Origin of the sequence: Microlunatus sp. Gsoil 973 (assembly GCF_009707365.1) — a bacterium.
Classification (GTDB): Bacteria; Actinomycetota; Actinomycetes; order Propionibacteriales; family Propionibacteriaceae; genus Microlunatus.
In genome coordinates, this window is sequence record NZ_CP046122.1 from 2,948,939 (window position 1) to 2,972,458 (window position 23,520).

21 protein-coding genes and 1 other annotated feature are annotated in these 23,520 nt (G+C 66.1%); of the genes, 10 read left to right on the forward strand and 11 right to left on the reverse strand.

The window, feature by feature from the left end; genetic code table 11:
• The first annotated feature begins 45 nt into the window (after positions 1–45).
• Together GJV80_RS13885 and GJV80_RS23230 are read left to right on the forward strand one after the other, a co-directional pair.
• Positions 46–378 carry a helix-turn-helix transcriptional regulator gene (locus GJV80_RS13885; RefSeq protein WP_154688405.1) on the forward strand — a complete coding sequence of 111 codons (333 nt, stop codon included), beginning with the start codon at positions 46–48 and terminating at the stop codon, positions 376–378.
• Positions 375–1,880, forward strand: a complete 1,506-nt coding sequence (locus tag GJV80_RS23230) for an ankyrin repeat domain-containing protein (protein WP_195908924.1) — start codon at positions 375–377, stop codon at positions 1,878–1,880. The genes GJV80_RS13885 and GJV80_RS23230 overlap by 4 nt, the downstream gene beginning before the upstream one ends.
• On the opposite strand, the gene GJV80_RS13895 is transcribed toward GJV80_RS23230, so the two are convergent.
• Entirely contained in the window at positions 1,881–3,047 is a 1,167-nt protein-coding gene (locus GJV80_RS13895; protein ID WP_154688406.1) for a Gfo/Idh/MocA family protein, read from the reverse strand.
• A 10-nt stretch (positions 3,048–3,057) separates the two neighbouring features.
• The gene (locus tag GJV80_RS13900) at positions 3,058–4,104 is read right to left on the reverse strand and encodes a Gfo/Idh/MocA family protein (RefSeq protein WP_154688407.1); all 1,047 of its coding nucleotides are present in this window, start codon (positions 4,102–4,104) and stop codon (positions 3,058–3,060) included.
• Positions 4,105–4,490: 386 nt separating this feature from the next.
• Between GJV80_RS13900 and GJV80_RS13905 the strand changes: the two genes are divergently transcribed.
• Positions 4,491–5,498, forward strand: a complete 1,008-nt coding sequence (locus tag GJV80_RS13905) for a LacI family DNA-binding transcriptional regulator (RefSeq protein ID WP_154688408.1) — start codon at positions 4,491–4,493, stop codon at positions 5,496–5,498.
• Positions 5,499–5,531: 33 nt separating this feature from the next.
• On the opposite strand, the gene GJV80_RS13910 is transcribed toward GJV80_RS13905, so the two are convergent.
• Positions 5,532–7,043 carry an alpha-N-arabinofuranosidase gene (locus GJV80_RS13910; protein ID WP_154688409.1) on the reverse strand — a complete coding sequence of 504 codons (1,512 nt, stop codon included), beginning with the start codon at positions 7,041–7,043 and terminating at the stop codon, positions 5,532–5,534.
• Positions 7,044–7,174: 131 nt separating this feature from the next.
• On the opposite strand from GJV80_RS13910, the gene GJV80_RS13915 reads away from it, so the two are divergent.
• Positions 7,175–7,924, forward strand: coding sequence for a glycerophosphodiester phosphodiesterase family protein (locus GJV80_RS13915; RefSeq protein WP_230207687.1), 750 nt, complete (start codon positions 7,175–7,177; stop codon positions 7,922–7,924).
• A gap of 23 nt (positions 7,925–7,947) precedes the next feature.
• Complete coding sequence (locus GJV80_RS13920) at positions 7,948–8,697, forward strand: SDR family oxidoreductase (protein WP_154688410.1); 750 nt, start codon at positions 7,948–7,950, stop codon at positions 8,695–8,697.
• A gap of 23 nt (positions 8,698–8,720) precedes the next feature.
• On the opposite strand, the gene GJV80_RS13925 is transcribed toward GJV80_RS13920, so the two are convergent.
• The 4 genes from GJV80_RS13925 to GJV80_RS13940 all read right to left on the reverse strand — a co-directional run bounded on the left by GJV80_RS13925 (position 8,721) and on the right by GJV80_RS13940 (position 13,933).
• On the reverse strand, positions 8,721–9,677 hold the full coding sequence (locus GJV80_RS13925; protein WP_154688411.1) for a carbohydrate ABC transporter permease: 957 nt from the start codon (positions 9,675–9,677) through the stop codon (positions 8,721–8,723).
• Positions 9,674–10,138: a carbohydrate ABC transporter permease gene (locus GJV80_RS23995; protein ID WP_230207688.1), complete on the reverse strand. Its 465-nt coding sequence runs from the start codon at positions 10,136–10,138 to the stop codon at positions 9,674–9,676. The genes GJV80_RS13925 and GJV80_RS23995 overlap by 4 nt, the downstream gene beginning before the upstream one ends.
• Before the next feature lie 462 nt (positions 10,139–10,600).
• Positions 10,601–11,986, reverse strand: coding sequence for an extracellular solute-binding protein (locus tag GJV80_RS13935; RefSeq protein WP_154688412.1), 1,386 nt, complete (start codon positions 11,984–11,986; stop codon positions 10,601–10,603).
• A gap of 72 nt (positions 11,987–12,058) precedes the next feature.
• On the reverse strand, positions 12,059–13,933 hold the full coding sequence (locus GJV80_RS13940; RefSeq protein ID WP_154688413.1) for a glycoside hydrolase family 127 protein: 1,875 nt from the start codon (positions 13,931–13,933) through the stop codon (positions 12,059–12,061).
• A 410-nt stretch (positions 13,934–14,343) separates the two neighbouring features.
• Here GJV80_RS13940 and GJV80_RS13945 point away from each other — a divergent pair, with 410 nt between their 5' ends.
• Positions 14,344–15,132, forward strand: coding sequence for a substrate-binding domain-containing protein (locus GJV80_RS13945; protein WP_230207689.1), 789 nt, complete (start codon positions 14,344–14,346; stop codon positions 15,130–15,132).
• Positions 15,133–15,144: 12 nt separating this feature from the next.
• Here the strand turns inward: GJV80_RS13945 and GJV80_RS13950 are convergent, their stop codons facing one another.
• Positions 15,145–16,830 carry a DUF2207 domain-containing protein gene (locus tag GJV80_RS13950; protein WP_195908925.1) on the reverse strand — a complete coding sequence of 562 codons (1,686 nt, stop codon included), beginning with the start codon at positions 16,828–16,830 and terminating at the stop codon, positions 15,145–15,147.
• Positions 16,831–17,008: 178 nt separating this feature from the next.
• Here GJV80_RS13950 and GJV80_RS13955 point away from each other — a divergent pair, with 178 nt between their 5' ends.
• Positions 17,009–18,088 (forward strand): neutral zinc metallopeptidase, encoded by a 1,080-nt coding sequence (locus tag GJV80_RS13955; RefSeq protein ID WP_154688415.1) that lies wholly within the window; start codon positions 17,009–17,011, stop codon positions 18,086–18,088.
• Here the strand turns inward: GJV80_RS13955 and ispF are convergent.
• Both ispF and GJV80_RS13965 read right to left on the reverse strand, forming a co-directional pair.
• Positions 18,081–18,587, reverse strand: a complete 507-nt coding sequence (gene ispF, locus GJV80_RS13960) for a 2-C-methyl-D-erythritol 2,4-cyclodiphosphate synthase (RefSeq protein ID WP_154688416.1) — start codon at positions 18,585–18,587, stop codon at positions 18,081–18,083. The two genes, GJV80_RS13955 and ispF, sit on opposite strands and share 8 nt — an antisense overlap.
• A 113-nt stretch (positions 18,588–18,700) precedes the next feature.
• Positions 18,701–19,186, reverse strand: a complete 486-nt coding sequence (locus GJV80_RS13965; protein ID WP_091523288.1) for a CarD family transcriptional regulator — start codon at positions 19,184–19,186, stop codon at positions 18,701–18,703.
• Between the two features lie 410 nt (positions 19,187–19,596).
• Between GJV80_RS13965 and GJV80_RS13970 the strand changes: the two genes are divergently transcribed.
• A complete protein-coding gene (locus tag GJV80_RS13970; RefSeq protein WP_154688417.1) occupies positions 19,597–20,163 on the forward strand; it encodes a hypothetical protein in 567 nt (188 codons plus the stop codon).
• Positions 20,164–20,632: 469 nt separating this feature from the next.
• Positions 20,633–20,815 carry a hypothetical protein gene (locus tag GJV80_RS13975; protein WP_154688418.1) on the forward strand — a complete coding sequence of 61 codons (183 nt, stop codon included), beginning with the start codon at positions 20,633–20,635 and terminating at the stop codon, positions 20,813–20,815.
• A gap of 36 nt (positions 20,816–20,851) precedes the next feature.
• Here the strand turns inward: GJV80_RS13975 and GJV80_RS13980 are convergent.
• Positions 20,852–22,089 (reverse strand): IS3 family transposase gene (locus GJV80_RS13980; protein WP_154688419.1). Its coding sequence is split into 2 segments (ribosomal slippage): positions 20,852–21,807 and positions 21,807–22,089, totalling 1,239 coding nucleotides; the frame shifts between segments, so codons are not numbered across the junction.
• Positions 21,680–21,808 (reverse strand) — a sequence feature (AL1L pseudoknot). (Overlaps the previous gene by 129 nt.)
• A 392-nt stretch (positions 22,090–22,481) precedes the next feature.
• Between GJV80_RS13980 and GJV80_RS13985 the strand changes: the two genes are divergently transcribed.
• Entirely contained in the window at positions 22,482–23,408 is a 927-nt protein-coding gene (locus GJV80_RS13985) for a S8 family serine peptidase (protein ID WP_154688420.1), read from the forward strand.
• Positions 23,409–23,520 lie beyond the last annotated feature (112 nt).

Consider the following 23,520-nt stretch of genomic DNA (forward strand, 5'->3'; position numbering starts at 1 on the left):
GGCCGGTCTTGACAATAGTTGCCGCCATCGCTAACTATTGTCTCTGTGGCGCAACAAACAGCGATCTTCGCCGCCTTGGCGGATCCCAACCGGTTGCGCGTCGTCGAACTCCTCGGTGAGCGCCCCTATCGAGCGGGCGAACTGGCCGAGCGGGTGGGGATCTCGGCGCCGGTGATGAGCCGGCATCTGCGCCAGTTGCTGCAGGCCGGACTGATCACCGACACCCGCGACCCCGGCGACGCGCGGGTGCGGATCTTCCATCTCCGGCCCGAACTGATCACCGCGCTGCAGTCCTGGCTCGACCAGGTGCAGGCGCACTGGGATGAACAGCTCGGATCCTTCAAACGGCATGTCGAGCAGAAGGGGCGTATGTCATGAGCACCGAAACCACCCGCACCGAGGCGAGGTCCGCGGTCGACGTTGCGGTCGACCCGTCGACCGCGTTCACCGTCTTCACCAGCGAGATCGACCTGTGGTGGGTCCGCGGCCCGATCAACCACTACAACGCGTCGACGATCACCGAACTGCGCATCGAGCCGGGCGTCGGCGGTCGCGTCGTGGAGATCTGCGACGAGGCGACCGGGGACATCGACGCCCGGGAACGGGTCACCGTCTGGGAACCCGGACGACGTCTGGTACTGACCGGGGATGTCATGGAGGTCGACGTCACCTTCACCAAGATCGAATCCGGGACCCGGGTCAGCGTTCGGCAGTATCTGCTGCCCGGTGCCGATCCGGCCCAGGCCGGCTTCGGCTGGGTGAACATGTTGTACACCTACGACGCGTGGCTGCGTCGGCGGGACACCGCGGACCGGCGGCCGCGGGAGATCGACCGACTCGGCGTCGCGTTGTACTACCGGGATCCGGCTGAGGCCGCCCGCTGGCTGCGATCGGTCTTCCGGCTCGGTGACTGGGATGTCGATCATGCTCCGGAGCCCGGCGACAGTCCGGACTGGATCGAGTTCCACGTCGGCAACAGCCTGGTGATGTTGTTCGCATCAGACGATCATGATCAACCGGTTCATGATCACGACGTCTGGGTGTTCGTCGACGACCTGCAGGTGCATTTCGATCACGCACGGGCGGCCGGCGCCGAGATCATCTCCGGAATCAGCACCCACGGCTCGATGACCTACCGAGCGGCCGATCTTGAGGGCAGGCACTGGACGTTCGTCCAGGCACGACCGACGATGCGCCTCGGTCCCGGGCCCGTCGACGAACTGGCGGCGGCCGCAGGCCGTGGTGACGACACCGCGGTCAGGTCGATCATCGGCCGGGTGGACCCGCAGCGCGCCGGCTTGCTGCTGCATCACTTCGTCCGAACCGGTGATCTCGCTGCGGTCAAGATCCTGCTGGCGGCCGGCGTTGATCCCGACGTCACTGACGAGACAGGCGCGACCGCACTGCACCATGCCGCCGGTGTCGGCGATCTCGACAGCATCACCGCCCTGATCGCCGGCGGCGCCGACCTTGATCTGCGTGATCATCAGCACAATTCCTCGCCGGTGCTGTGGGCGCGGGAGGAAGGACACCCCGAGGCCGTCAGGTTGTTGCTGGATCGCGGTGCCCGGCTCAACGCACCGGATGCTGCCAAACTCGGCCTGACCGGGATTCTCGACGGCTTCCTCAGCGACGTGCCGGCGTCGCGTGACCGGGCGGTCGGCTGGCCGACGCCGCTGGCCGGGGCAATTGCCGGCGGCCAGATCGGCAGCGTACGGCTGCTGCTGGAACGCGGGGCCGATCCCGAAGCACCGACCGGCCACGGCGACAGACCGTTGGACTGCGTCAGGTGGGCGCCGGATGAGAAGTCACGGACTGCGATCCAGACCCTGCTCACCACCCACGGTGCTCAACGGGCCGGAGTGTCGCCGAGGTCATGATCAGCCGATGATCATCGCCTTGTCGATGTCGGCCTGATCGACACCACCGTTCAAGGCGGCGTAGAAGGGATGTCCGGGCACCAACTCGGCACGATCGACCGGCCCACCGTTGAGCGACGACGCGTACAGGGCGCTGACGAACTCCATCGTCGGTCGGGTGCTGGCCAGCGTGGTCTCGTGCGTCCGGCCGGCCAGCAGGTCATCGACCAACCGGCTGATCTGGGCCTGGTGGTTGCTCGGTGCGTCCTCACCCGCCGACGCGGTCCACGGATTCCATTCCGCCTCCGCAGCGGACGCGTCCGCATCGCGCTCTCCCGGGTTGAGCCCGAAGGTCGCCGCACGGGCCGCGTCCGGCGCGGGATGGAACGACCAGTCGGCATCGGAGTAGCCGTACAGATGGTCGACCTCGAGCGATCCGCCGTCGGTGTCGATCCGGATCCGGCTCAACTCGTTGGGTGACAGCAGGCTGTTGATCACGGTCCCAACCGCGCCGTTCTCGAAGATCACCGTCGCCAGGGAGACGTCCTCGAACTGCACCGGTCGGTCGAGCCGGACAGCGGTCGCGGTGAGCGTCTTCCACGGCCCCAGCAGGTGCAACAGCAGGTCGATCTGATGGATGCCGTGCCCGAGGGTCGGGCCGCCGCCCTCACCGACCCAGGTGCCGCGCCAGTCGGGATCGAAATAGCTCCGCGGCCGGAACCACAGAGTCTCGCACACCGCCACGCGTGGCGTACCCAGCTCGCCGCCGGACAACAGCCGGTGCGCCCGCTGGGCGCCGGAGCCGTGCCGGTGTTGGAAGATCACATAGACCTTGCCGTCACTCTCGGCCTCCGCCTCGGCCAGTGCGTCCAACTCCGCCAGGCTGAGCACGGGCGGTTTCTCCAACAGGACCGAGGCTCCGGCGGCCAGCGCCTGCAGTGCGATCTCGGCATGGGTGCCGGGCGGCGTCGGCACCGACACCAGGTCGGGCTGCTGCTCGGCCAGCAACTCCTCGGCGCTGCCGTAGGCGCGGGATCGGTACTTCTCGGCGTAGCCGTCGGCACGTTCCTTGATCACGTCCGCAACGCCGACCAGCTCGGTGCTGCCGGTGGCCAGGTAGCCGGCGGCGTGACGATTGCCGATGTTCCCGCAGCCGACGACGGCGACCTTCAAGGGTCCGTCTGCCATCAAACTCTCCTTATTCAGCGGCTCCGCGGAGGGTCGCGTTCTGCTGCGCGACCAGCGCCAACCGCATGGTTTCGAAGGTGTGTTCCTGCGGCGCCGCGGTCTGGGTCCGATCGCGCACGTCGTTGATCAGGTTCGGGTAGTAGTCCAGGGTGACGTCGGAGCAGTCGACGTATTCGGTGCCGTTGTTGTCGGCGAGGAAGAGGTGGTTGCCGCCGGGGCGGCCCTCGATGTCGATGTACTTGCGCATCTCGATGTAGCCCTCCGTACCCAACACCATCAACCGGCCGTCGCCCCAGGTCGGCAGGCCCTTGGGCGTGTACCAGTCGACCCGGATGTAGCCCTGGGCCCCCTCGCTGCGCAACAGGATCTCGCCGAAGTCCTGCAGCCCCGGGGTGTCCGGATTGGCGAAATTGCCGACGGTGCTGGCCACCACCTCGGCCGTCGTCGAATCGGTGAACCAGAGGAATTGATCAATCTGGTGAGAGGCGATGTCGGCCAGGATGCCGCCGTAGCGGGCCTTGTCGTAGAACCACTCCGGCCGTCCCTTGCCACCGGCCAGGTGGGCACGGTCGCCGACCCGGTGCGGGCCGAGTCCGAGGGTCTGGACGACCTTCCCGATCCTGCCCTCGCGGACGAGCTCGCCGGCCTTGCTGACCGCCGGCACCTCGAAGCGTTCGGAGAACGTCACCGACCAGAACCGGCCGGTGTCGGCGACCGTCTGCCGGATCTCCTCGAGCTGATCAAGAGTCGTGCAGCCCGGTTTGTCGACCACGACGTCCTTGCCCGCCTTCATCGCCTGCACCGCGATCGGACCGCGCCGATCGGGAACCGCCGCAGTGACGATCAGGTCGATGTCGTCCCGCTCGATCAATTCGTCGACCGAGTCAACGAACGGCACGTCGGACCTCTGCTCGCGCAGCTGCTGGGCGACAGCGGCGTTCGGGTCGTCGGTGGCCATTCCGACGAGCTCCGCACCTGCCCGGACCAGGCCGCCGACCTGTCCGAAGATGTGGGCATGATCAAGACCGACGGCTGCGAAGCGAACTGGCTGGTTCATGGTTTCCTTCCGGATCTACTCGTACGCCTTCGGCCTCAGTCTGCCGACGGCCCGCGCGGTTGCCTACCCATTGCAGTCGGTTGCTATGGTGATGATCATTTGGGTCGCGCAGCGATCGGAGCGGTGCCCTCGGGGCGGGTCGCTCGGCCTGGCGCCGCCGTTTCCGCGCGGCGGACGCGAGGTCCTGATCAGGAAACATGATCAGGATCGGTCGCGCCAGGTTGCGGAGTTCGTCTCCGGTCATCCCACGACAGGTCATCATTGTCCTCGCACGCCGCTCGTTTGCTCTTGCACTCTATTGCCGAACCGGACGATACTGCAAACGTTTGAGTTGTCTGTCGCGAGAAGCGGCAGTCTGAGACCAGTTTCGGAAGGGCGGGCTCTCGATGGAGCGAAGTCACGCGACGATCCGCGACGTCGCCACCGCGGTCGGTGTGTCACCGGCAACCGTGTCCCGGGCCCTGGCCCGTCCCGAGATGGTCGCCTCAAAGACCGCGGAGCGGGTCCGCAGGGCCGCCGAGCAGCTGGGTTACTCGCCCAGCCCGCAGGCCAGGTGGCTGCACACCGGCAAGTCCGAGGCCATCACCCTGGTGCTGCCCGACATCACCAACCCGTTCTTCTTCGACCTGATCCGCGGAGCGCAACACGAGGCCGCGCGAGCCGGTTACACCCAGATGCTGGTCGACACAGAGGAGCTCGATGACCAGGAACGTGCCCACCTGATCGCTGCCCGCCGGACGTCCGACGGCGCGGTGCTGGCCGGGCCACGACTGTCCGATGCCGATCTTGCCGAGCTGTCGCAGAAGTTCCCGATTGTCAGCGTCAACCGGCGGATCAAGGGGGTTCCCAGTGTGCTGATCGACACGCTGCCGGCCCTGGAGGCGGTCGTCGACCATCTTGCCGAGCTCGGACACCGCGAGATCGCCTATCTCGGCGGCCCCGAATCCGCCTGGTTCGAGCCGCGCCGCTGGCACGCGGTCGAGTCGGCGGCGGATCGGCACAAAATCGGTTGCCGGCGGCTGGGCTTCCACCCGCCGACCCTCGATGCCGGAGAGCAGGCAGCGGGGGCGGTGGCCGGAGGAACTGAGACAGCGGTGATCGCGTACAACGATCTCCAGGCGTTGGGCCTGCTGCGCGGGCTTGGCAGTCTTGGGGTGGGCGTTCCGGATGAGATCAGCATCGTCGGCTGTGACGACATCTTCGGCGCCGATCTCGTCCAGCCGTCCCTGACCACGGTCGCCGGCTCGGCGGAGCTTGCCGGCGAGCTGGCAACGCAGGCGCTGCTCGAGCGGGTGACCACCGGAAAGAACCCCCGGCGCCCCAACCGCACCGTCCCGGCCGAGCTGAGGATCCGGACGTCAACGGGTCCCGCGCCACGACGGGTCGGCCGCTAGCCGGACTCGTCGGCCGACCCGTCGTGATCGCGATCAGGCCAACGTCAGCGCCGCCCAGGACAACGGGGGCAGTTCGACGGTCAGCCGGTGGCCGTCCAGGGTGTAGGAGGTCAGCTGGCCGAGGGTGACCCGGTCCTGGCGGTCCAGCGTGTTGGCCGCGTGCCGGTCGTCGTCCGCGATCAGCACCGCGTCCTGCACCGCTGCCCCCGGCAGGGCGGTCAGGTCGACCTCGACCGTGCTCGGCCCACCATGATCACGATTGATCAGGAACAGGCTGGTGTTGCCGGTCTCCGGGTCGTGGCTGCCGGCGGCGTCGATCGTTGCGACCTCGCCGTAGGCGGCGGTCTGGTGGGTGTCGGAGTCCAGGGTCAGCCGCAGTGCTGATCCGACGGCCCGCCGGGCGGTCTCGGCGAACGGGTAGAAGGTCGTCTGCCGCCAGGCCGGCCCACCGGGTTCGGTCATGATCGGCGCGATCACGTTGACCAGCTGGGCGAGACTCGCGGCCCGTACGCGATCGGCGTGCCGCAGCAGGGAGATCAGCAGATTGCCGACCACGACCGCATCGGTGACCGAGTAGACGTCCTCGAGGATGCGTGGCGCCTTGGGCCAGTTGTCCAGGCCGCGGATGGTGTTCTTCTCCTTGTCGCGGACGTTGTACCAGACGTTCCACTCGTCGAAGGAGATGTTGATCTTCTTGTCGGTCTTCAGCCCTGCGCCGACCGCGTCGGCGGTGGCCACAACGGAGTCGATGAACCGGTCCATGTCGACGCCGGAGGCCAGGAAGCTGTCCAGGTCACCGTCCTTCTCCTCGTAATAGGCGTGGCAGGAGATGAAGTCGACGTCATGGTAGGTGTGCTGCAGCACGGTGTGTTCCCAGCTGCCGAAGGTCGGCATCCGCCGGTTGGAGCTGCCGCAGGCGACCAGCTCGACCGACGGGTCGAGTTGCCGCATGCCCTTCGCGGTCTGGGAGGCGATCTTGCCGTAGTCCTCGGCACTGCGATGGCCGAGCTGCCACGGCCCGTCCATCTCGTTGCCCAGGCACCACATCGTGATCGTGAACGGATCCGCGGCACCGTTGGCGATCCGCTGGTCGGCCAGGGTCGACCCGGACGGCACGTTGGCGTACTCCAGCAGGTCGATGGCCTCCAGGACGCCGCGGGTGCCGAGGTTGATCGCCATCATCGGCTCGACACCTGCCGCCCGCGCCCAGGTCATGAACTCGTGGACTCCGACCTCATTGGTCTCGGTCGAGTGCCAGGCAAGATCGAGTCGCGTCGGTCGCTGGTCCCGCGGGCCGATGCCGTCCTCCCAGCGGTAGCCCGAGACGAAGTTGCCTCCCGGGTAGCGGACCGTCGAGACGCCGAGTTCCCGGACCAACTCCAGGACGTCGGTGCGGAAACCGTCGGCATCGGCGGCCGGATGTCCCGGCTCGTAGATGCCGTCGTAAACGCAACGCCCGAGGTGCTCGACGAACGATCCGAAAAGTCGCCGATCAATGCTGCCGACCTGGAATGCCGGGTCGATGACAATGCGTGCTGAGGCCATGGCCAGACTCTAGTTCATCGTTGTAACCGAAGATAAGCCCGGTTGGACCGTAGGCTCTCGACGGAGCGGATCGTCCCGGGTGAGATCCGCCACGGGATCGAAGGACCGATGACATTGGGAAGGATTGCATTGTGAGCTTTGCGCTCGTCGGCCATCGAGGAGCCATGGCCGAAGCTCCGGAGAACAGCCTGGCCTCCTACCGGGCAGCGGAGGAGATCGGCGTTGCCGAGGTGGAGACCGATGTCCGGATCAGTGCCGACGGCCAGTTGTTCATGCTGCACGACGCGACGCTCGACCGCGTCGCCGCGGATCCGGCTGGTGAGGGCCTGGGTGAAGTCGCCGGGCTGCCCTGGTCGGTGATCGGTGCGGTCGACATCGGAGGTGGCGAGCGGGTCCCTACGCTGCAGCAGATGTACGCCGCGACGACCCGGACGATCCAGCTGGAGATCAAGGCGCTTGAGGCGATCAATGCGCTCGCTGATTACCTTCGCGACCATCCCGGCGATGCCAGGCGCACCATCCTGACCAGCTTCTCGGTCGCTGCCATGAACCGGGTCAGCGACCTGCTGCCCGACATCCCGCGCGGGGTGATCGTCTCCGCCTGGACCGACGCGCTCGATCATGACGGCGGGCCGGAGGGATTGATCAAGGAAACCGGATCGGTCCGGGTCCACTCCGGCTGGGACGGGTTGACCGCCGATGTCGTCTCCGAGCTCCATGATGTTGGTCTTCCGGTCCACGCCTGGCCGTGCCGGGACCGTGCCGATCTGCACAACGCGCTCGAGCTCGGCGTGGACGGTACGACCTGTGACGATCCGCGAACAGCGCTGGGCTGGCTGGCCGACGAATCGGTCATCCGTGCCGAGTCCGGCAGGGATTGAGCCGCACGCATTAGGTTGGCGTCATGATCTTCGACCTGACCGGACGGACGGCGCTGGTCACCGGCGGTGCCCGTGGTCTGGGACGCGGCATGACCGAGGGCCTGCTGGCTGCCGGAGCCGACGTGATCACCGCGCAACGGGGAACGATCCCTGATGATCTTCAACGGTACGCATCGGAGCTCGACCGGACCGTGACCGCCGTCCGGCTGGATCTGACCGACCTCGATCAGGTCGAGCGGGTGATCGGGGATCTGCTGGGCGGGCGGCAGATCGACATCCTGATCAACAATGCCGGCCTGCAGCACCGGGATGATTCGGTCGACTTCGCGATGTCCGACTTCGATCGGGTGCTGCAGGTGAACCTGCGTGCGGTCTTCCGATTGTGCCAGCTGCTCGGCGGGCCGATGTTGGACCGCGGTTACGGCAAGATCATCAACATCGCGTCGATGGTCAGTTGGTCCGGTGGCTACCGGGTGCCGGGCTACGCCGCGAGCAAGGGCGCGGTCGCCCAGCTGACCAAGGCGCTGTGCAACGAGTGGGCGGCACGCGGAGTCAACGTCAACGCCATCGCACCGGGCTACATGGACACCGAGATGAACGCGGCGCTGATCGCCGACACCGCCCGCAACGAACAGATCAGCGCCCGGATCCCGGCCGGACGGTGGGGCACCCCGGCCGATCTGGCCGGTGTCGCCGTCTTCCTGGCATCACCGTCCGCCGACTACATCCATGGAGCGATCATCCCGGTCGACGGCGGCTGGTTGGCACGTTAATCGAATGATTCGCGGACTCCGATTCAGCCTTTGACCCCGGTCAGAGTGACACCTTCGACGAAGTAACGCTGGAGGAAGAAGAACAACAAGATGATCGGGAGGATGACGACGGTGGAGGCCGCCATCAGGTAACCCCACTGAGCGGTGTACTGCCCCTGGAAGGAAGCCAGTCCCAGTGCCAGCGTGAACTTGTTGTCGCTGCTCAGATAGAGCAGCGGGCCCAGGAAGTCGTTCCACACGCCGATGAAGGTGAAGATCACCACCACGACGATGACGGGCTTCGACAGCGGCATGATGATCGTCCAGAACACCCGCCACGGGCTCGCACCGTCGATGTAGGCAGCTTCGTCGAGCTCGAACGGGATCGTCAGGAAGAACTGGCGCATCAGGAAGATGTTGAAGACGCCGCCGCCGGCGCCGGCGAACCACGCCGGGACCATCAACGGGATGAACGTGTTCAGCGCCTGGAGCTCGCTCCACATGATGAAGGTCGGGATCAGCGTCACCGCGTAGGGCAACATCACGCTGGTCAGCAGAATCGCGAACACGACATTGCGCCCCCGCCACCGCAGCCTGGAGAAGCTGAAGGCGGACACGGCACACGTCAGCACCGTTCCGGTGATCACCACGAATTCGATGGTGATCGTGTTCAGGAAGTACAGCGCGAACGGTTGGGCGGTCAGTGCACCGGAGAAGTTGCCCCAGGCGAACGGCCTGGGCCACCACTCGGGCGGAGCGATCAGAATCTGGTCGTCGTTCATCAGAGCACTGCGGACCAGCCAGAGGAACGGGATGAGCATCGCCGCAGCGCCGACGATGAGCACCAGCCACAGGACGACCCGGCCGGCCGTCCGGCCCGGCCGGTGACCATGCGGTCGCAGGCCCGACGTCGGCGCGACGCGGCCGCGGGGCCGTCGATCGGTTCGTCCCGTCGAGGACTCTCGCTCTTCTGCTCCGACGGGGATGGTCTCCTGGCTCATCGGGCGTCCCCCATCTCGTAGTAGACCCAGCTCCGGGCGTTGCGGAACAGCAACAGGGTGACGATCAGGACGATCACGAACAGCACCCAGGCCAGAGCCGCGGCATACCCCATCTGCCCCTGGGTGAAGGCCTTCGTGTACAGGTAGTAGATGTAGAAGAGCGTCGCGTTGTTCGGGCCGCCCTGGGTCATCACGTAGGCCTGGTTGAAAACCTGGAAGGTGGCGATGACGCCGGTCACCAGGTTGTAGAAGATCGTCGGTGTCATGAACGGCAGGGTCACGCTGCGGAACCGTGCCCAGGTGCCCGCACCGTCGATCGACGCCGCTTCGAGGAGCTGGCGCGGGATGCCCTGGAGACCCGCAAGGAAGATCACCATGGCGTTTCCGAAGCCCCAGGTGCTCATCAGGATCAGCGATGGGATGGCGGTGCGCTCGCTGTAGATCCATTGCGATGTCGGCAACCCGGCACCGCGCAGGAGGGCGTTGAGCAGTCCGGAAGTCGGGATTGAAGATCCAGATCCACAGGACCGCGCTGGCGATCGCGGGCACCAACGTCGGCAGGAAGTAGATGGTCCGCCAGAAGGAAAGACCCTTGATCTTCTGGTTCAGCAGCATGGCTATGACGAAGCCAACGATCAGCACCAGAGGTACCGAGCCGATGGTGTAGTACGCCGTGACGGTCAGCGACTTCCAGAACAAGTGATCATGGACGAGGGTGTGGTAGTTCTTGCCGCCGATGAAGCGCGGCGACAGACCGATCGTCCAGTCGGTGAGGCTGAACACGCCCGAGGCGATCATCGGTCCGATCGTGAAGATCAGGAAACCGGCGATCGCCGGCAGCGCGAAGATCCATCCCCATCGCTGCTCGACACGCCCGAGACCGGAGAGCCGTCGACGCGGCGATCGTGCCGTGGCCTCGACGGTCACGACAGATCGCCCTGGGGATAGCTACCTTTCAACAGCGGCTGGACTTTCCCAGCGACCATCCTGCACACCTCGGCCGCCGACTTCTTGCCGTTGTCCACCTGCTGCAGCGGCGGTGTGATGAGCTCGGAGATGGCGCTGCTGTTCTTGATGCTCTGGGTCCAGGTCGCCACGGCATTGTTCAGCGCGTAGTCGATCACGGCCGACTTGAACTCCGCCGGGTGCGCCTTGTTCTTGGTCCAGAGGTCGATCAGCTTCGGATCGGTGTAGTACTTCTTCTCCAGTGGCATCCACAGTCCGTCGGAGAAGAGCTTCACCTTGGCAGGATCGTTGTGATACAGGTACAGCTCGAGTGCCATCTCCTTGTTCTTGGTCGCGCCGAAGATCGAGGTGGCGCCGCCCTGTCCGATGGTGACTGGCTTGGCGTACTGAGGCAGCACTCCCATGCCGAAGTCAAGATCACTCTGCGCCATGTCCAGTAGATCCCACTGGCCGTCTGCCACCATGGCGATACGGCGGGTCTTGAGCTGAACGGTCGTCGTCGGAGCGTTGTTCCCCAGCTGCGTCGTCGTCGGCGCGACGTGATACTTGTAGGCAAGATCAGCGATGTCCTGGAAGACCTTGACCGTTGCTGCGGAATCCAACGTGCACTGTGTGCCGTCCTCGCTGAAGAAGGAGCCGCCGTTACTGCGAACCAGAGCTTCGGCGTTGAGCCCGAGCACGGTGCCGATGGAACAGCCGAACTGCCGGATCTTGGTCGGATCGAAGCCGGACTGGTCCGCACTCCTGCCGTTCTGATCGAGGGTCAACTTGTGGGCCATCTCGACGAAGTCGTCCCAGCTCCAGGCCTTCGACGCGTCAGCCGGGGGAACGTCGAGCCCTGCGTCGCCGAACGCCTTGCGGTTGTACCACAGCAGCTGGACTTCGTTGGCCGTCTGAATGCCTGCCAGTTTGTCCTGGCCGTACCAGAAGTAGGTGTAGGGCAATCGATCCTTCAGGCCCGGGTACTTGTCGACGTAGTCGTACAGGTTCAGCAGGTTCCCGGCTGTGCCGAAGCGGAAGCAATCGGGCGCACCGAGATAGGCCAGGTCCGGTGAGCGATGGCTGGCCACAAGAGTGTTCAGCTTGGTGGTGTAATCGTCCGGGGTGTACAGCGGCTTGGTCGTGACCTTCTTGTGCGAGTCTTGGAAGCTCTTGAGCATTGCCTCGATGGCCGTCTTCTCGAAGGACGAGCCCCAGTACATGAACTGCAGTTCGCTCGTTGATCCTCCGGTCACGCTCTCTCCGCCACAGGCGGCCAGACCGGGGATCGCTGCTGCGGCGGCGCCGAGCCCGGCGAACCGGAACAGCTCTCGGCGGTTCGGCCTCCAGGTGGGTGAACTCATGTGATTCTCCTTTGAATACGAGCTACGTCCCTCTTTGGGGGAGGAGGTTGGTGCGGGCCAGGCGCGCCGGTCTCAGACGGACGGAATCCAGACCCTCATCGGTTGCGGACCACGGTTGGCCCACAAGTGGTAAGGAATGGCGATCAGCTCGGTGCTTCCTCGGGAGAGCGTGGGTCCGGGGTGCCGGCTGTAGCCCGGTGACACCGCGTCGCGATCAATGACAGCTCCCTTGGCCCTGACGACCACAATGCCCTCCAGCAGGGCCGATTCCTCTTCGGTCAGAGGCTCGGACGGGTCCAGAGCAAGATCATCCGGAGCTGCCCCGTCCGGCTGATCCTCGCGCTCCAGGGCGTAGACCAGCGGCCCGCGCTCGACCGCAACACAGCCGCGCACTGCGTCAACTCGCGGGTCGGCGACGGTCAGCCGCGGCGCCAGCGGAAGTTCGAGAACGAGCTGGTCATCCGGCTGCCAGATCCTGTTGATCTTGGCGTACGTCCCGGGCTCGACCGGTTGACCGGCGAGCGTGGCACCCTGTGCCCACGCGGGGATCCGGACGCTGATCGCCTGCCCGACCTGCGGAGCCGATTCGACGGTGATCGTCACCGTTCCCCGCCACGGGTACTGCGTGTCAACCCTCAGACCAAGATCACCCGTACTGATCGCACCCGGGACGTACTGGTGGATCTGAACGCCGTCGCCGTCGCTGCTGGCGACGTAGCCTTCGAGGCTGGCGAACGTTCGCATCACGTTCGGGGGACAACAGGCGCAGCCGAACCAGCCCAGTCGCCCGTTGGCAGGGCTGCGCTCGGTGTCTGCCAACGCGTTGTCGCGCAACTGCAGCGGATTCACATAGAAGTACCGGTCTCCCGACAGCGAGACCCCTGGCAGCACACCGTTGTAGAGCATCCGTTCGATCTGGTCGGCGTAATCCGGCTTGCCTGTGGCGAGGAGTAACCGCCATGCCCATTGCAGGCCGCCGATGGCCGCGCAGGTCTCTGCATAGGCGCGATCGGGAGGCAACTCGTACGGATCGCCGAACGCCTCGCCCTCCCAGCGAGATCCGAGGCCGCCGGTCAGATACTCCTTCTCGTTCGCCATGGAGGCGAACTGGACCTCGAGCGCATCGAGCAACTCCTGATCATGAGTCTCCACCGCGACGTCGGTTGCTCCTGCCGCCAGGTAGACCGCGCGGACGGCATGACCCTCGACTGTGGTCTGTTCCCGGACCCGGACCCGGTCGGAGAAGTAGGCGGGCGCAAGGCCGTAGCCGGCGATCAGGCCGGTGCCGCGGGCGTCGACGAAATACTGCGCAAGATCGAGATACCGTCGTTCCCCGGTCTCACGGAAAAGCTCGACCAACGCCATCTCGATCACCGGGTGGCCGTCGACATCGTGTCGGAGATCCGGCCCGAACGTCTCCGCGAGATGGTCGGCGACCTTGATCGCGATGTCCAGCAACTCCGGCCTGCCGGCCGCCCGATTGAGCGCCACCGCTGCCTGGATCAGGTGGCCGTAGCAGTAGAGCTCATGATGATGCGGAAGGTTGACGTAGCGTCCACCGTCGCGGACCGGGACAACGGAGTTGAGATAGCCGTCGGGCTCCTGGGCGTCGGCCAGCAGGCCGACGATGCCGAGAATGTCGTCCAGGAGACCCTCGTCGGGCTGCCGTCCGTATTCCCAGGCGGCACCTTCCAGCCACTTGTAAACGTCGGAGTCGGCGAAGATCGGGCCGACCGGCTCACCGGTCGTCCGCCCGGCGGCGATCTCCAGGTTGAGCAGGTTCTTGAACTCCCGGAGTTGCTGCAGACCGGTCGGGATCGCGGCTTTGCGGTTGCGATCGGCCCGGGTGGCCCACAGGCCGCCGGTGATCCGGACGTCACCGGGTGCGATCGGCCGGAAGGCCGACCAGGCGTTGGCAGTTGGCTGTGCCGGTCCACCAGTGGTCATCGAGCGGTCTCCTTCGAGCGCTAAAGAAACGTAGGAAAAGCGTTTTCCCGAAAGCTATTACTGATTGCGTGACGCCGTCAACGCCTCAGGTCGGAATCGCGTAGCATTCCAGCACTTGCAGGAAGCCAAGTGGAGGAAACGAGGGGAAACCAGGAGGTGGAGATGACCAGCCTGCAGCGGCCGGTTCGCATCACTGACGTGGCAGCGCTGGCCGGCGTCTCCCCGGCACTGTCTCCAAGGCGCTGAACAACACCGGATCGCTCAAGGAGAGCACCAGGCAACGGATCAAGGCGGCCGCGGAACAGCTCGGCTTCGTCCCCGACCCGGACGCCCGTTGGCTGGCCGCCCGGCGCAGTTACACAGTCGGACTGCTCAGCGTCGACGCCGCGGGCCGGTTCAGCATCCCGGTCATGCTGGGTGCGGAGAACGCCCTGGCGGCCGGCGAGATGTCAGCGCTGATGGCGACCACCCGCTACGACCCGGTGCGGGAGGCGTACCACCTGCGGACCTTCCGGGCGCGCCGGGTCGACGGCATCATCGTCACCGGGCGGACCACCGATCCGCGGCCGCCGATCCGGACCGACATCCCGGTCGTCTACGCCTTCGCACCCTCGACCGATCCCGTCGACGCATCGGTCGTTCCCGACGACGCCGACGGGATGGCCAAGATCATCGATCATCTCCTGGACCGTGGCAGGCGGCGGATCGCCCACATCGGCGGCCGACCGCACAAGCACGCCTCAGAGGTGCGGGCCGAGACGGCCATCGCCGCACTGAGGGAGCGCGGGTCGACCCTGGCCGCTCCCCCATTGTTCGGCGAGTGGAGCGAGGAGTGGGGTCGCCGGGCGGTTGATCAACTCCTTGACGCGCTCGGCGGCGTTGATCAGCTGACCGAACCGTCCAGCGGAAGGGATCTTGGGGTCGATGCCATCACCTGCGGCAGCGATCAGATCGCTCGAGGCGTCACCGACCGGCTCCGGGAACTCCGGATACCCGTCCCGCAACGGATCGCGGTCACCGGCTTCGACAACTGGGAAGTGATGGCCCTCGCCAGTCGGCCACCGCTGACGACGATCGATCTGCTGCTGGAGGACCTCGGACGTCGGGCGGCCGAACTGCTCCTCGACGCCATCGCCGGCCGCCCCCACCACGGCATCGAACTCACCCCGATGGAGTTGGTCCCCCGCTCGTCGACCTGATGAGCCTGCCGTTCAGCGGGCGAACAGCGTCCCGTTCACGGTGATGATGAAGTTCCGCAACGAGTGGGGCAGATCAGCCAACTGCCAGTCGTCCGGCCCGTGGTACCAGCTGAGATCCTCCGAGTCGGGCTCGTCGTCGTCATCGGCGGCGACGATGGCGTCCAGCCACCGTTCGGCGCCGCCCAGCACGACCGCGTACGGCAGCACCTCCGACAACTCCGACAGCTCGCGCCCGGGCGGCATCCGGTCGGTCGGCGTGCTCAGCAGATCCGAACGCAGCGCGCCGAGACCGGCCAGCAACGCCGACCCCTGCGCCGTCCGAGCCGGCATCTCCTGGCCGATGAACATCAGTCCGAGAGACAACAGGATGAGCGCGATACCGACCAGTCCGAACTCCGTGAAGGCCGCCAGCAGCGCTGTGATCACCACAGCGGCGATCACACCGGCCAGCCCAGCCCGGGTCCACGTGTTGCGGGTGGCGTCCGGGCGCCGTTGGAACCAGCCGTTGGCGACCATCTCGTCGTACAGCTCCGACTGCACCCGCGACGAGGACTCGCGAATTCTGCTCCCGAGTTGGGAGACCAGCGCACCCTCCCCGGCGGGCGCGACCGCGTCCAACAAGGCCTTCTCGAAGGGACGAAGATCATCCGGCGCCTGGTTCTCGGCCGTTCGGGTCAGCTGCCAGTCCGTCCGGGCGTACTTGCTGGTCGGCGGCAGTTCGGTGATCAGGACATGACCGCGGACCGCCAGGTCGAGCAGGCTTGCGGTGATGTCGATCGGATCAACCCGCTCGTCGACCACGGTTCCGACGTGGCCCGGACGAATGTCCCCCACCACCCGGAATTCGGACTGTCCCTCGGCGACCGGCACGAATTCGGCCGGTTTGCGGACGTCGTCCCCCGGGGTGCTGTCCCTGCCGATCCGGCGATGTGCCGCCACCAGGCCGAGGCCCCCGAGCACCAGCAGACCGATCGCGATCCCCAGCGGCAGAGGTTTGACCGAGAAGGCCCTGGCCAGCGACCAGTGCTCGACGATCTTCTCGTTGATTGGGACGGCGTTCGCCGGGAAGCCGATCTCCACGGCCACGACCTCGCCCTCCCCACGCGGCCCGTCGTGGAAGGTCGGAGTCTGTGAAGCGACCGCCGAGTAGTCCGAACACGGCGTAGTAGCGTTCGGCGGCCCGGAGGTGCAGTCGACGTAGCTGAGGGTGCCCGGGATGCTGACCTGCGCGGTGAACTCCCGGACGCTCAGCGACAGTCCCTGCAGGAAACGCCAGTGCAGCGCCGGATTGCCACCGTTGTTGATCACCGCGCCGGCGACTGTGTAATCGAGCGTGGCGGTCCTCGCGCTGCCCGGTCGGAAGGCGACCGTGGTCAGGTCACCGCTGCGGTCCGTCGTGGGAGTCAGGTTCTTGCCGTCGGCGGTTGCGGTGATCCCGCTGAGGTCGTACTCACGGGTCCGGTCACCGACCAGTGTCTCGCCGGTCTCGAAGGTCTGTCGGACCTCCGACGGTGCCGTCCCGGAGAAGGTGATCTTCTGCTGCACCTTCAGAACCCCGCTGCGATCCAGCGTTGCCACAACATCGACCGCGCTCGCGGAGCCTTCGGCGTGCGCTGCGGGAAGGACACCGGACAGGACCTGCCCGACAAGAAGCACGCCGACCAACGCTGCGGCTGCGGTCAGGAGACGCCTGGCCACTGAATGTCGCTGAACTCTCTGGTGCACCAAGCGCCCCTTCTCGGTCGGTTCCGGCCGGTCGGCCCGGACGTCGGAATTGGTCCTTGCCGGGCCTGCTCGGTGGAAACTATCCCACAGCGAGGGCAGATCGAGGTTGCACCGTCAGGCCATTAGGGTTGGTGATCGTGACTCAGCAGCAATGGGGACGTCGACAGCCTGGCAACGTGCCGGGCGGGCAGTTCGGCAGGGCGCCCCAGGGCTGGCCACAACCCCCGGCCGGCCGAATTGGCGTCCCGATCCGTCGGGCGGCATGGGCGGGCAGCCGTGGCCGGCACCGCCCGGTTCGTTCCGGCCGCCGGCGCAGCGGAGCAACCCGCTGAAGAAGGTCCTGGCCGCCGTCATGACCCTGGTTGCGGCTGCGCTGGTCGGACTGGTCGTGGTCAACCTGGTCGTCGGGTCCGGCACCGCCGTCGCCTATCAGAACGACAGCTACAAGGTCCCGCCACCGGACGAGAACCCGCCACCGCTGCCCGCGCCGGACACCTACGGCCAGGCCAGGCAGTGGATCACCGCCAACAAGCTCTACGACCAGTCCATGCCGTTGCCGATCCGGTGCGAGCTCAAGCCGATCACCGATCAGTCGACCGACGCCGAGTTGACAACCCACCTCAATGACCTGATGGCCTGTCTGGTGCGCGCCTGGGAGCCGCCGGTAACAGCGGCCGGCTACCAGATCGTCCGACCGAGTGTGACCATCTACGGAGATTCGGTGACCACCAAGTGTGGCAAGGCCGGCGGCGGCAACGCCTTCTACTGCCCGGCCGATCAGCAGGTGTACTACAGCCGTACCCTGCCCGACGTCGTCGCCGATCTGAAGGGATCCAAGTGGGGTCCGGATCTGGTGCTCGCCCACGAGTTCGGCCATGCCGTCCAGGCCAGGACCGGGATCCTGATCTCGGCCGACGGCCTGGAGCAACAAGCCGGCATGAAGACAGCCGAGGGCCTGGAGATGAGCCGTCGGGTCGAGACCCAGGCGGACTGCTTCTCCGGACTGTTCCTGCGCGCGACGTCGCAGTCGCTCGGCATCAGGCAGAGCGATGTGCCGGCGATGGAAGTGATCTTCGTCGCCATCGGCGACGACACCCTCAGCCAGGACCCGGCGATCGAGTCGACCCACGGCCATGGCGACAATCGGCTCTATTGGGCTCGGCAGGGCCTGGGAACGTCCCAGGTCGGCAAGTGCAACACGTTCACCGCCCCGTCGGGCAAGGTCAAGTAGCGGGTCGCCCGCCCGGGCTCTCGGACCGGATCAGCAACGCTGTCGCGATCGCCGCGATCCCCTCACCACGTCCGGTCAGCCCGAGACCGTCGGTCGTCGTCGCGGCCACCGAGACCGGGGCACCGACGATGGCTGAAAGCACCGACTCGGCCTCCTGACGGCGCGAACCGAGTCTCGGCCGGTTGCCGACCACCTGCACCGCTGCGTTGCCGACTCTGAACCCCGCCCGGCCGACCAGCCGTACGGTTTCGGCAAGGAAGGCGGTCCCCGCCGCGGCGGCCCATTCCGGTCGGTCTGTGCCGAAATTGCTACCGAGGTCGCCCAGACCCGCGGCACCGAGCAGGGCATCGCAGATCGCGTGACATGCGACGTCGCCGTCGGAATGCCCCTCCGGACCACAGTCCTCGTCCGGGAAATACAACGCCGCCATCCACATCGGCCGGCCGGCCACCAGGCGGTGCACATCGACGCCGATGCCGGTCCGGAAGTCCGGTGCCATCTGTGTGCTCCCTGCTAATGGTCGAGCGACTAAGAATCACGCAACAAGGATCAGGCAGAGGAAGGGCGGGCACCCGGATGGATGCCCGCCCACTTGTCAGTCTTTCCGCTGCCTCAGGAGGCCAGAACTTCCTCGAGCAGCTCCTCGGCCTTGTCCTCCTCGATCTTCTCGGCAAGCGCGAGCTCCGAGACGAGGATGTGCCGGGCCTTGGCGAGGATCCGCTTCTCACCGGCGGAGAGCCCACGCTCCCGCTCCCGGCCCCACAGATCACGGACAACCTCGGCCACCCGCATCACGTTGCCGGAATGAAGCTTCTCGATGTTGGCCTTGTAGCGCCGCGACCAGTTGGTCGGCTCAACGGTTCGTGGGGCCCGGAGGATGCTGAACACCCTCTCCAGGTCCTCAGATCCCACCACATCCCGCACTCCGACGAGATCGAGATTGCAGGCCGGAACCCTCACGACGAGGTCGTTCTGGCCGACGATGCGTAGTACGAGATAGAGCTGGTCCTCGCCTTTGATCTTGCGAGTTTCGATGTCCTCGATGACGGCCGCCCCGTGATTGGGGTAAACCACCGTTTCGCCGACTGTGAAGGTCATATTTGTCTACCTACCCCTTTCGCGACCTCCAGTTTAGCACGCTCTCAGGGTCTGGTAGCCAGCGTTTGTGCTAGCCAGAGCCACAATCGGCGATGACGAGAGGTTGACAAACCACGGTCGGATGTGCTTCGCGCTGCTAACCATCTCAGATTCGGACGGCCTCCAACGCCCACTCACGCGTGGTGTGAAGACGTCGAGAGAAGGTTTCCGGGAGGTGCCTGGTGAGGGCTGATCGCAGCACATCCAAGGCTAGCGCGGCACTCCAAACCAGGGGTGTGGACGACTGGCCGAAACCGCCGGGCGACCTTGGCTGCGCGGCGGGCCGGGCACTCGCTAGGCTGACGACGATCGTCTGTAGTAGATCGTCGGAACAGAACGTCGACTGGCCGAGCACTAGGAGTAGGACCACGGTGAAGCAGATTTCGCAGACCTCGAGGACGGCCGGGAAGCGCGGCCGGATCGGTGCGGCGGCGGCCCTGAGCGCACTGCTGCTCGCCCTGTCAGCATGCGGCTTCAACGTCCAGACCCTGCAGCCCTACACCCCGTCCGACGGCGTGGACATCTATGTCGGCGCCGGCCCGAACGGCCAGCCGACCTCTTCCACGATCAAGGTCGGCGGTCTGATGATCATCGCCAAGACTCCGACATCCGGTTTCCTTTCGGCGACCATGGTGGCGCAGGACGACGACTCGCTGACCAGCGTGACCGGCAACGTCCTCAAGCCTGACGGAAGCACCGGCGACGCCCTGACCGTCGACGTCGCAAACCCGATCAGCGTGGGCGGGAACGAGGCGGTGGTGCTGGTCGACCAGTCACCGGTCACCGTCAAGGCGGCCTCGCTGCCGGCCGGCCTGAACGCCAGCCTGACTCTCACCTTCACCAAGGCCGGCTCCCAGCAGGTCACCGTCCCGATCGTCGACGGCAACAACTCGACGTATGCGACGGTCCAGCCGAGCGCTCCTGCCAGCAACGGTTGAGCTACCCGCAGCCGCTGAGGTTCAGCGACAGGTCGGCCGGGCGCATCAGCCAACGGTCGGATCCTGCACCCTCCGGTCGGTTGACGGAGACTGCCGACTTTCTCGCCGCTGCGCCGATGCGCAGCGGGGACCGACGCCAAAAGAATCGTGGATGACAACTGGCTGCCGGAGCCCTGCTCGCTGCGGGGTACCTGGTGCTGGCAACCGGGCCGGCCCATGCCGACCCCGGCACTCACCCTCACCGCCTCTCCGGCAGCCTGTCGCCGCAGGTACGCGGACGACAGGCCGTCGGGCACGTCGACAGTTCTGCACTGATGACCGTGCAACTGTGGCTCAGGCCGCGGACGTCGGCAGACGCCTTGCTGCCGCCGTGAGCATCCCGGGGACATCCGACTACCACCGCTTCCTGTCGCCGTAGCAGTACACAGCGAAGTACGGACCGAGCAAGGCCACCGTGCAGAATGCGTTCTTGGTCACGATCGAGCGGTACCGGGTGCCGGGCCCGCACGGCAGCACCCGGACGATCCGCTCCAACGACCGCGAGGTCACCCTGCCCGCCACCATCGCCTCCAAGGTCCTTGCCGTCACCGGTCTGGACAACGTCCAGCCACAGACCTTCCACAGCCGCACCCCGCGCGCGAACATCAAGTGACCCGCCCCGGAGTTTCCGGAGACCGGATTTTGTGGTTCAGCCGGTTTGGCTGAGCCGGGCTTGGTGGGTGTAGTGGAACTGTTCGGCTTGGACCGGGGTGAAGTCATCGATCGACTCGTGGGTGCGTTCGGTGTTGAACCAGTGCACCCAGTCCAGGGTCTGGATCTCGACATGATCACGGCCCCGCCAAGGCCCGCCCGGCCAGATCAGTTCGCTCTTGTAGAGGCCGATCTGGGACTCGGCCAGGGCGTTATCGTAGGCGTCCCCGACGGTGCCGACGGAGGCATCGACGCCGGCATCGACCAGCCGCTGGGTGAAGGCGATCGAGGTGTACTGACTGCCGGCATCGGTGTGGTGCACCAGCCCGGACAGGTCGGTGATCCCGTCCTTGCGGCGGATCCAGATCGCCATCTCCAGGGTGTCCAGCACCAGGTCGGTGGTCATCGAGGTGGCCGCCCGCCAGCCGAGGATCCGGCGGGAGAACACATCGAAGACGAACGCCACATAGACCATTCCTTCCCAGGTCGGGACGTAGGTGAAGTCGGCACACCACAGCTGGTTGGGCCGACTGGCCACGAAGGCCCGGTCGACCAGGTCGGTCGGCCGCTCGGCCTTCTGGTCTGGGACCGTGGTCCGCGGCGCCTTGGCCCGGGTGATGCCGCTGATGCCGAGCTGGCGGAACAGCCGCTCCACCGTGCAGCGGGCGACATCGTGACCCTTGCCGCGTAGCCGCAGCCACATCTTGCGGGCACCGAGCAGCCGGGCGAACTTGCCGTTCCGCTCGGCCTGGATCAAGTTGATCAACTCCTGATCTCGTAGGTTTCTCTTACTGGGTTGACGATTGCGAGCGTCGTAATAGGTGGACGGGGCGATCGGGCAGCCGTGCTCGGTCAGCACGGCACAGATCGGCTCGACCCCGAACCGGTCCCTGTACTCGGCGATGAAATCGACTAGGACCGGTGTGGGCGGTCGAGCTCCGCCGCGAAGAAAGCCGACGCGGCCTTCAAGATCTCATTCGCCCGGCGCAGCTCGGCGTTCTCCTTCTTCAACGCCTTGAGCTGGGCCGACTCCTCGCTAGTCACCCCGGGCCGCTGACCGGCATCGATCTCGGCCCGACGGACCCACTTGCGCAGGGTCTCGGCCGAACCAATACCAAGCTTGGCCGCGATCGACTTGATCGCCTCAAACTCTGACGGGTAGTCGCCCTTGGTATCAGCGACCATCCGGACCGCGCGCTCCCGCAGCTCCTTGGGGCATGACGAGGGACGTGACATAAGGCTTCATCCTTCCAACGAATGAAGTCTCCAGACATCCCGGGGCGGGTCAAAGAGCGCTGCGGCAGCGGACAGTAACTGTTCGACCTACTACGGGCAGAAGGTCAAGAAGGGACTGCTGAAGTATCGCGGCGCGACCGCGTTCCCCTACGCAGTGTGCGGCTACACCGGCAGGCAGTTGCGGGCGGCGTACGGGATGAACTCCAGCAATAACGGCGCGGGTCAGACGGTCGCCTACATCGAGATCGGTACGCCGTACAAGATGGTCAAGGCGTTGACCCGCTTCGCCAAGCTCGGCGGACTGCCGAAGCCGAAGGCGGTCAACTACCAGGAGCTCTCGCTGGGCCGGGGCAACGCCTGCGGCAATCCGTTCGACATCGAGGAACAACTGGATGTCGAGGCGGTACGCGATGGCACCCGGCGCCCGACATCTGCTCGTCGGCGGGGACGGTTGCACCGCGAGGGACTTCGGCGCGCAGGCGCTCTTCGATGCCGATCTTGCCGTGATCAACGGGACGGGGAACGCGCCGCTCGCCACCATTGCCTCCAACTCCTGGGGTCTGACCGACGAGTCCGTGCCCGGCGACTTCGTCGACGTCATGCACCAGATCCTGGTACGGGCGGCCGCCGAAGGGGTCGGAATGTACTTCGCCTCCGGTGACGATCCGGGTGTCTTCGTGCCGGCGAGCGATCCGTTCGCCATCTCGGTCGGCGGCACGAGTCTGGGCATCGGCGCCAGGAACCAGCGCCTGTTCGAGACCGGTTGGTCCAACCAGTATCTGGAGGTCGGCGCCAAGGGCTACATCAACGACGGCATCAACCGCAGCGCCGCGGGCGGTGGCACCAGCCTGATCTGGAAGCAACCGAGGTATCAGCGTGGCGTGGTTCCGGCATCGGTTGCGCTGCCTGGAGTCGGCGACACCACCGAGCCGCGACGCGTCGTACCCGACATCTCGGCGGTCGCCGATGCCTTCACCGGAATCCAGCAGGTGGATGTCGAATCGATCAAGAAGGGCGACAGCTACTGGGTGTTCGCCGACGGCGGCACCAGCCTCTCCTCTCCGCTGGTCGCCGGGATGGTGGCAACGGTCCAACAGCGCGGCGGGCAGCTCGGCTTCGCCAACCCAGCCCTGTACGCGCTAGCCGGCACGAACGCCGTACACGACGCGCTGCCGGTGACCAGGTCGACACCGGCCAAACGGGCCGCGGTCTTCTGCCCCGAGTCCAACGACCTGTGCGGCATCGACAGCCTGCAGACTCTGGATTCCAGGATCGCGCCTACACCGCGCAGGGCACCACCAAGGGCTACGACACCATGACCGGGATCGGCACGCCCAACGGCCAGACCTTCATCAAGGCGCTGCGGACCCTGTTGATCAACCAGCCATGATCAACTGACCGTCCCACGATCCCATCACCGGACCGGCAGCC

Coding starts and splice junctions, on each gene's coding strand:
- GJV80_RS13965 (WP_091523288.1), bottom strand. CDS start 19,186: ATGACCTTCACAGTCGGCGAAACGGTGGTTTACCCCAATCACGGGGCG.
- GJV80_RS13910 (WP_154688409.1), bottom strand. CDS start 7,043: ATGGCCTCAGCACGCATTGTCATCGACCCGGCATTCCAGGTCGGCAGC.
- GJV80_RS13955 (WP_154688415.1), top strand. CDS start 17,009: ATGGGGACGTCGACAGCCTGGCAACGTGCCGGGCGGGCAGTTCGGCAG.
- GJV80_RS13935 (WP_154688412.1), bottom strand. CDS start 11,986: ATGAGTTCACCCACCTGGAGGCCGAACCGCCGAGAGCTGTTCCGGTTC.
- GJV80_RS13895 (WP_154688406.1), bottom strand. CDS start 3,047: ATGGCAGACGGACCCTTGAAGGTCGCCGTCGTCGGCTGCGGGAACATC.
- GJV80_RS13900 (WP_154688407.1), bottom strand. CDS start 4,104: ATGAACCAGCCAGTTCGCTTCGCAGCCGTCGGTCTTGATCATGCCCAC.
- GJV80_RS13945 (WP_230207689.1), top strand. CDS start 14,344: ATGCTGGGTGCGGAGAACGCCCTGGCGGCCGGCGAGATGTCAGCGCTG.
- GJV80_RS13940 (WP_154688413.1), bottom strand. CDS start 13,933: ATGACCACTGGTGGACCGGCACAGCCAACTGCCAACGCCTGGTCGGCC.
- GJV80_RS23230 (WP_195908924.1), top strand. CDS start 375: ATGAGCACCGAAACCACCCGCACCGAGGCGAGGTCCGCGGTCGACGTT.
- ispF (WP_154688416.1), bottom strand. CDS start 18,587: ATGGCACCGGACTTCCGGACCGGCATCGGCGTCGATGTGCACCGCCTG.
- GJV80_RS13905 (WP_154688408.1), top strand. CDS start 4,491: ATGGAGCGAAGTCACGCGACGATCCGCGACGTCGCCACCGCGGTCGGT.
- GJV80_RS13985 (WP_154688420.1), top strand. CDS start 22,482: ATGTCGAGGCGGTACGCGATGGCACCCGGCGCCCGACATCTGCTCGTC.
- GJV80_RS13920 (WP_154688410.1), top strand. CDS start 7,948: ATGATCTTCGACCTGACCGGACGGACGGCGCTGGTCACCGGCGGTGCC.
- GJV80_RS13925 (WP_154688411.1), bottom strand. CDS start 9,677: ATGAGCCAGGAGACCATCCCCGTCGGAGCAGAAGAGCGAGAGTCCTCG.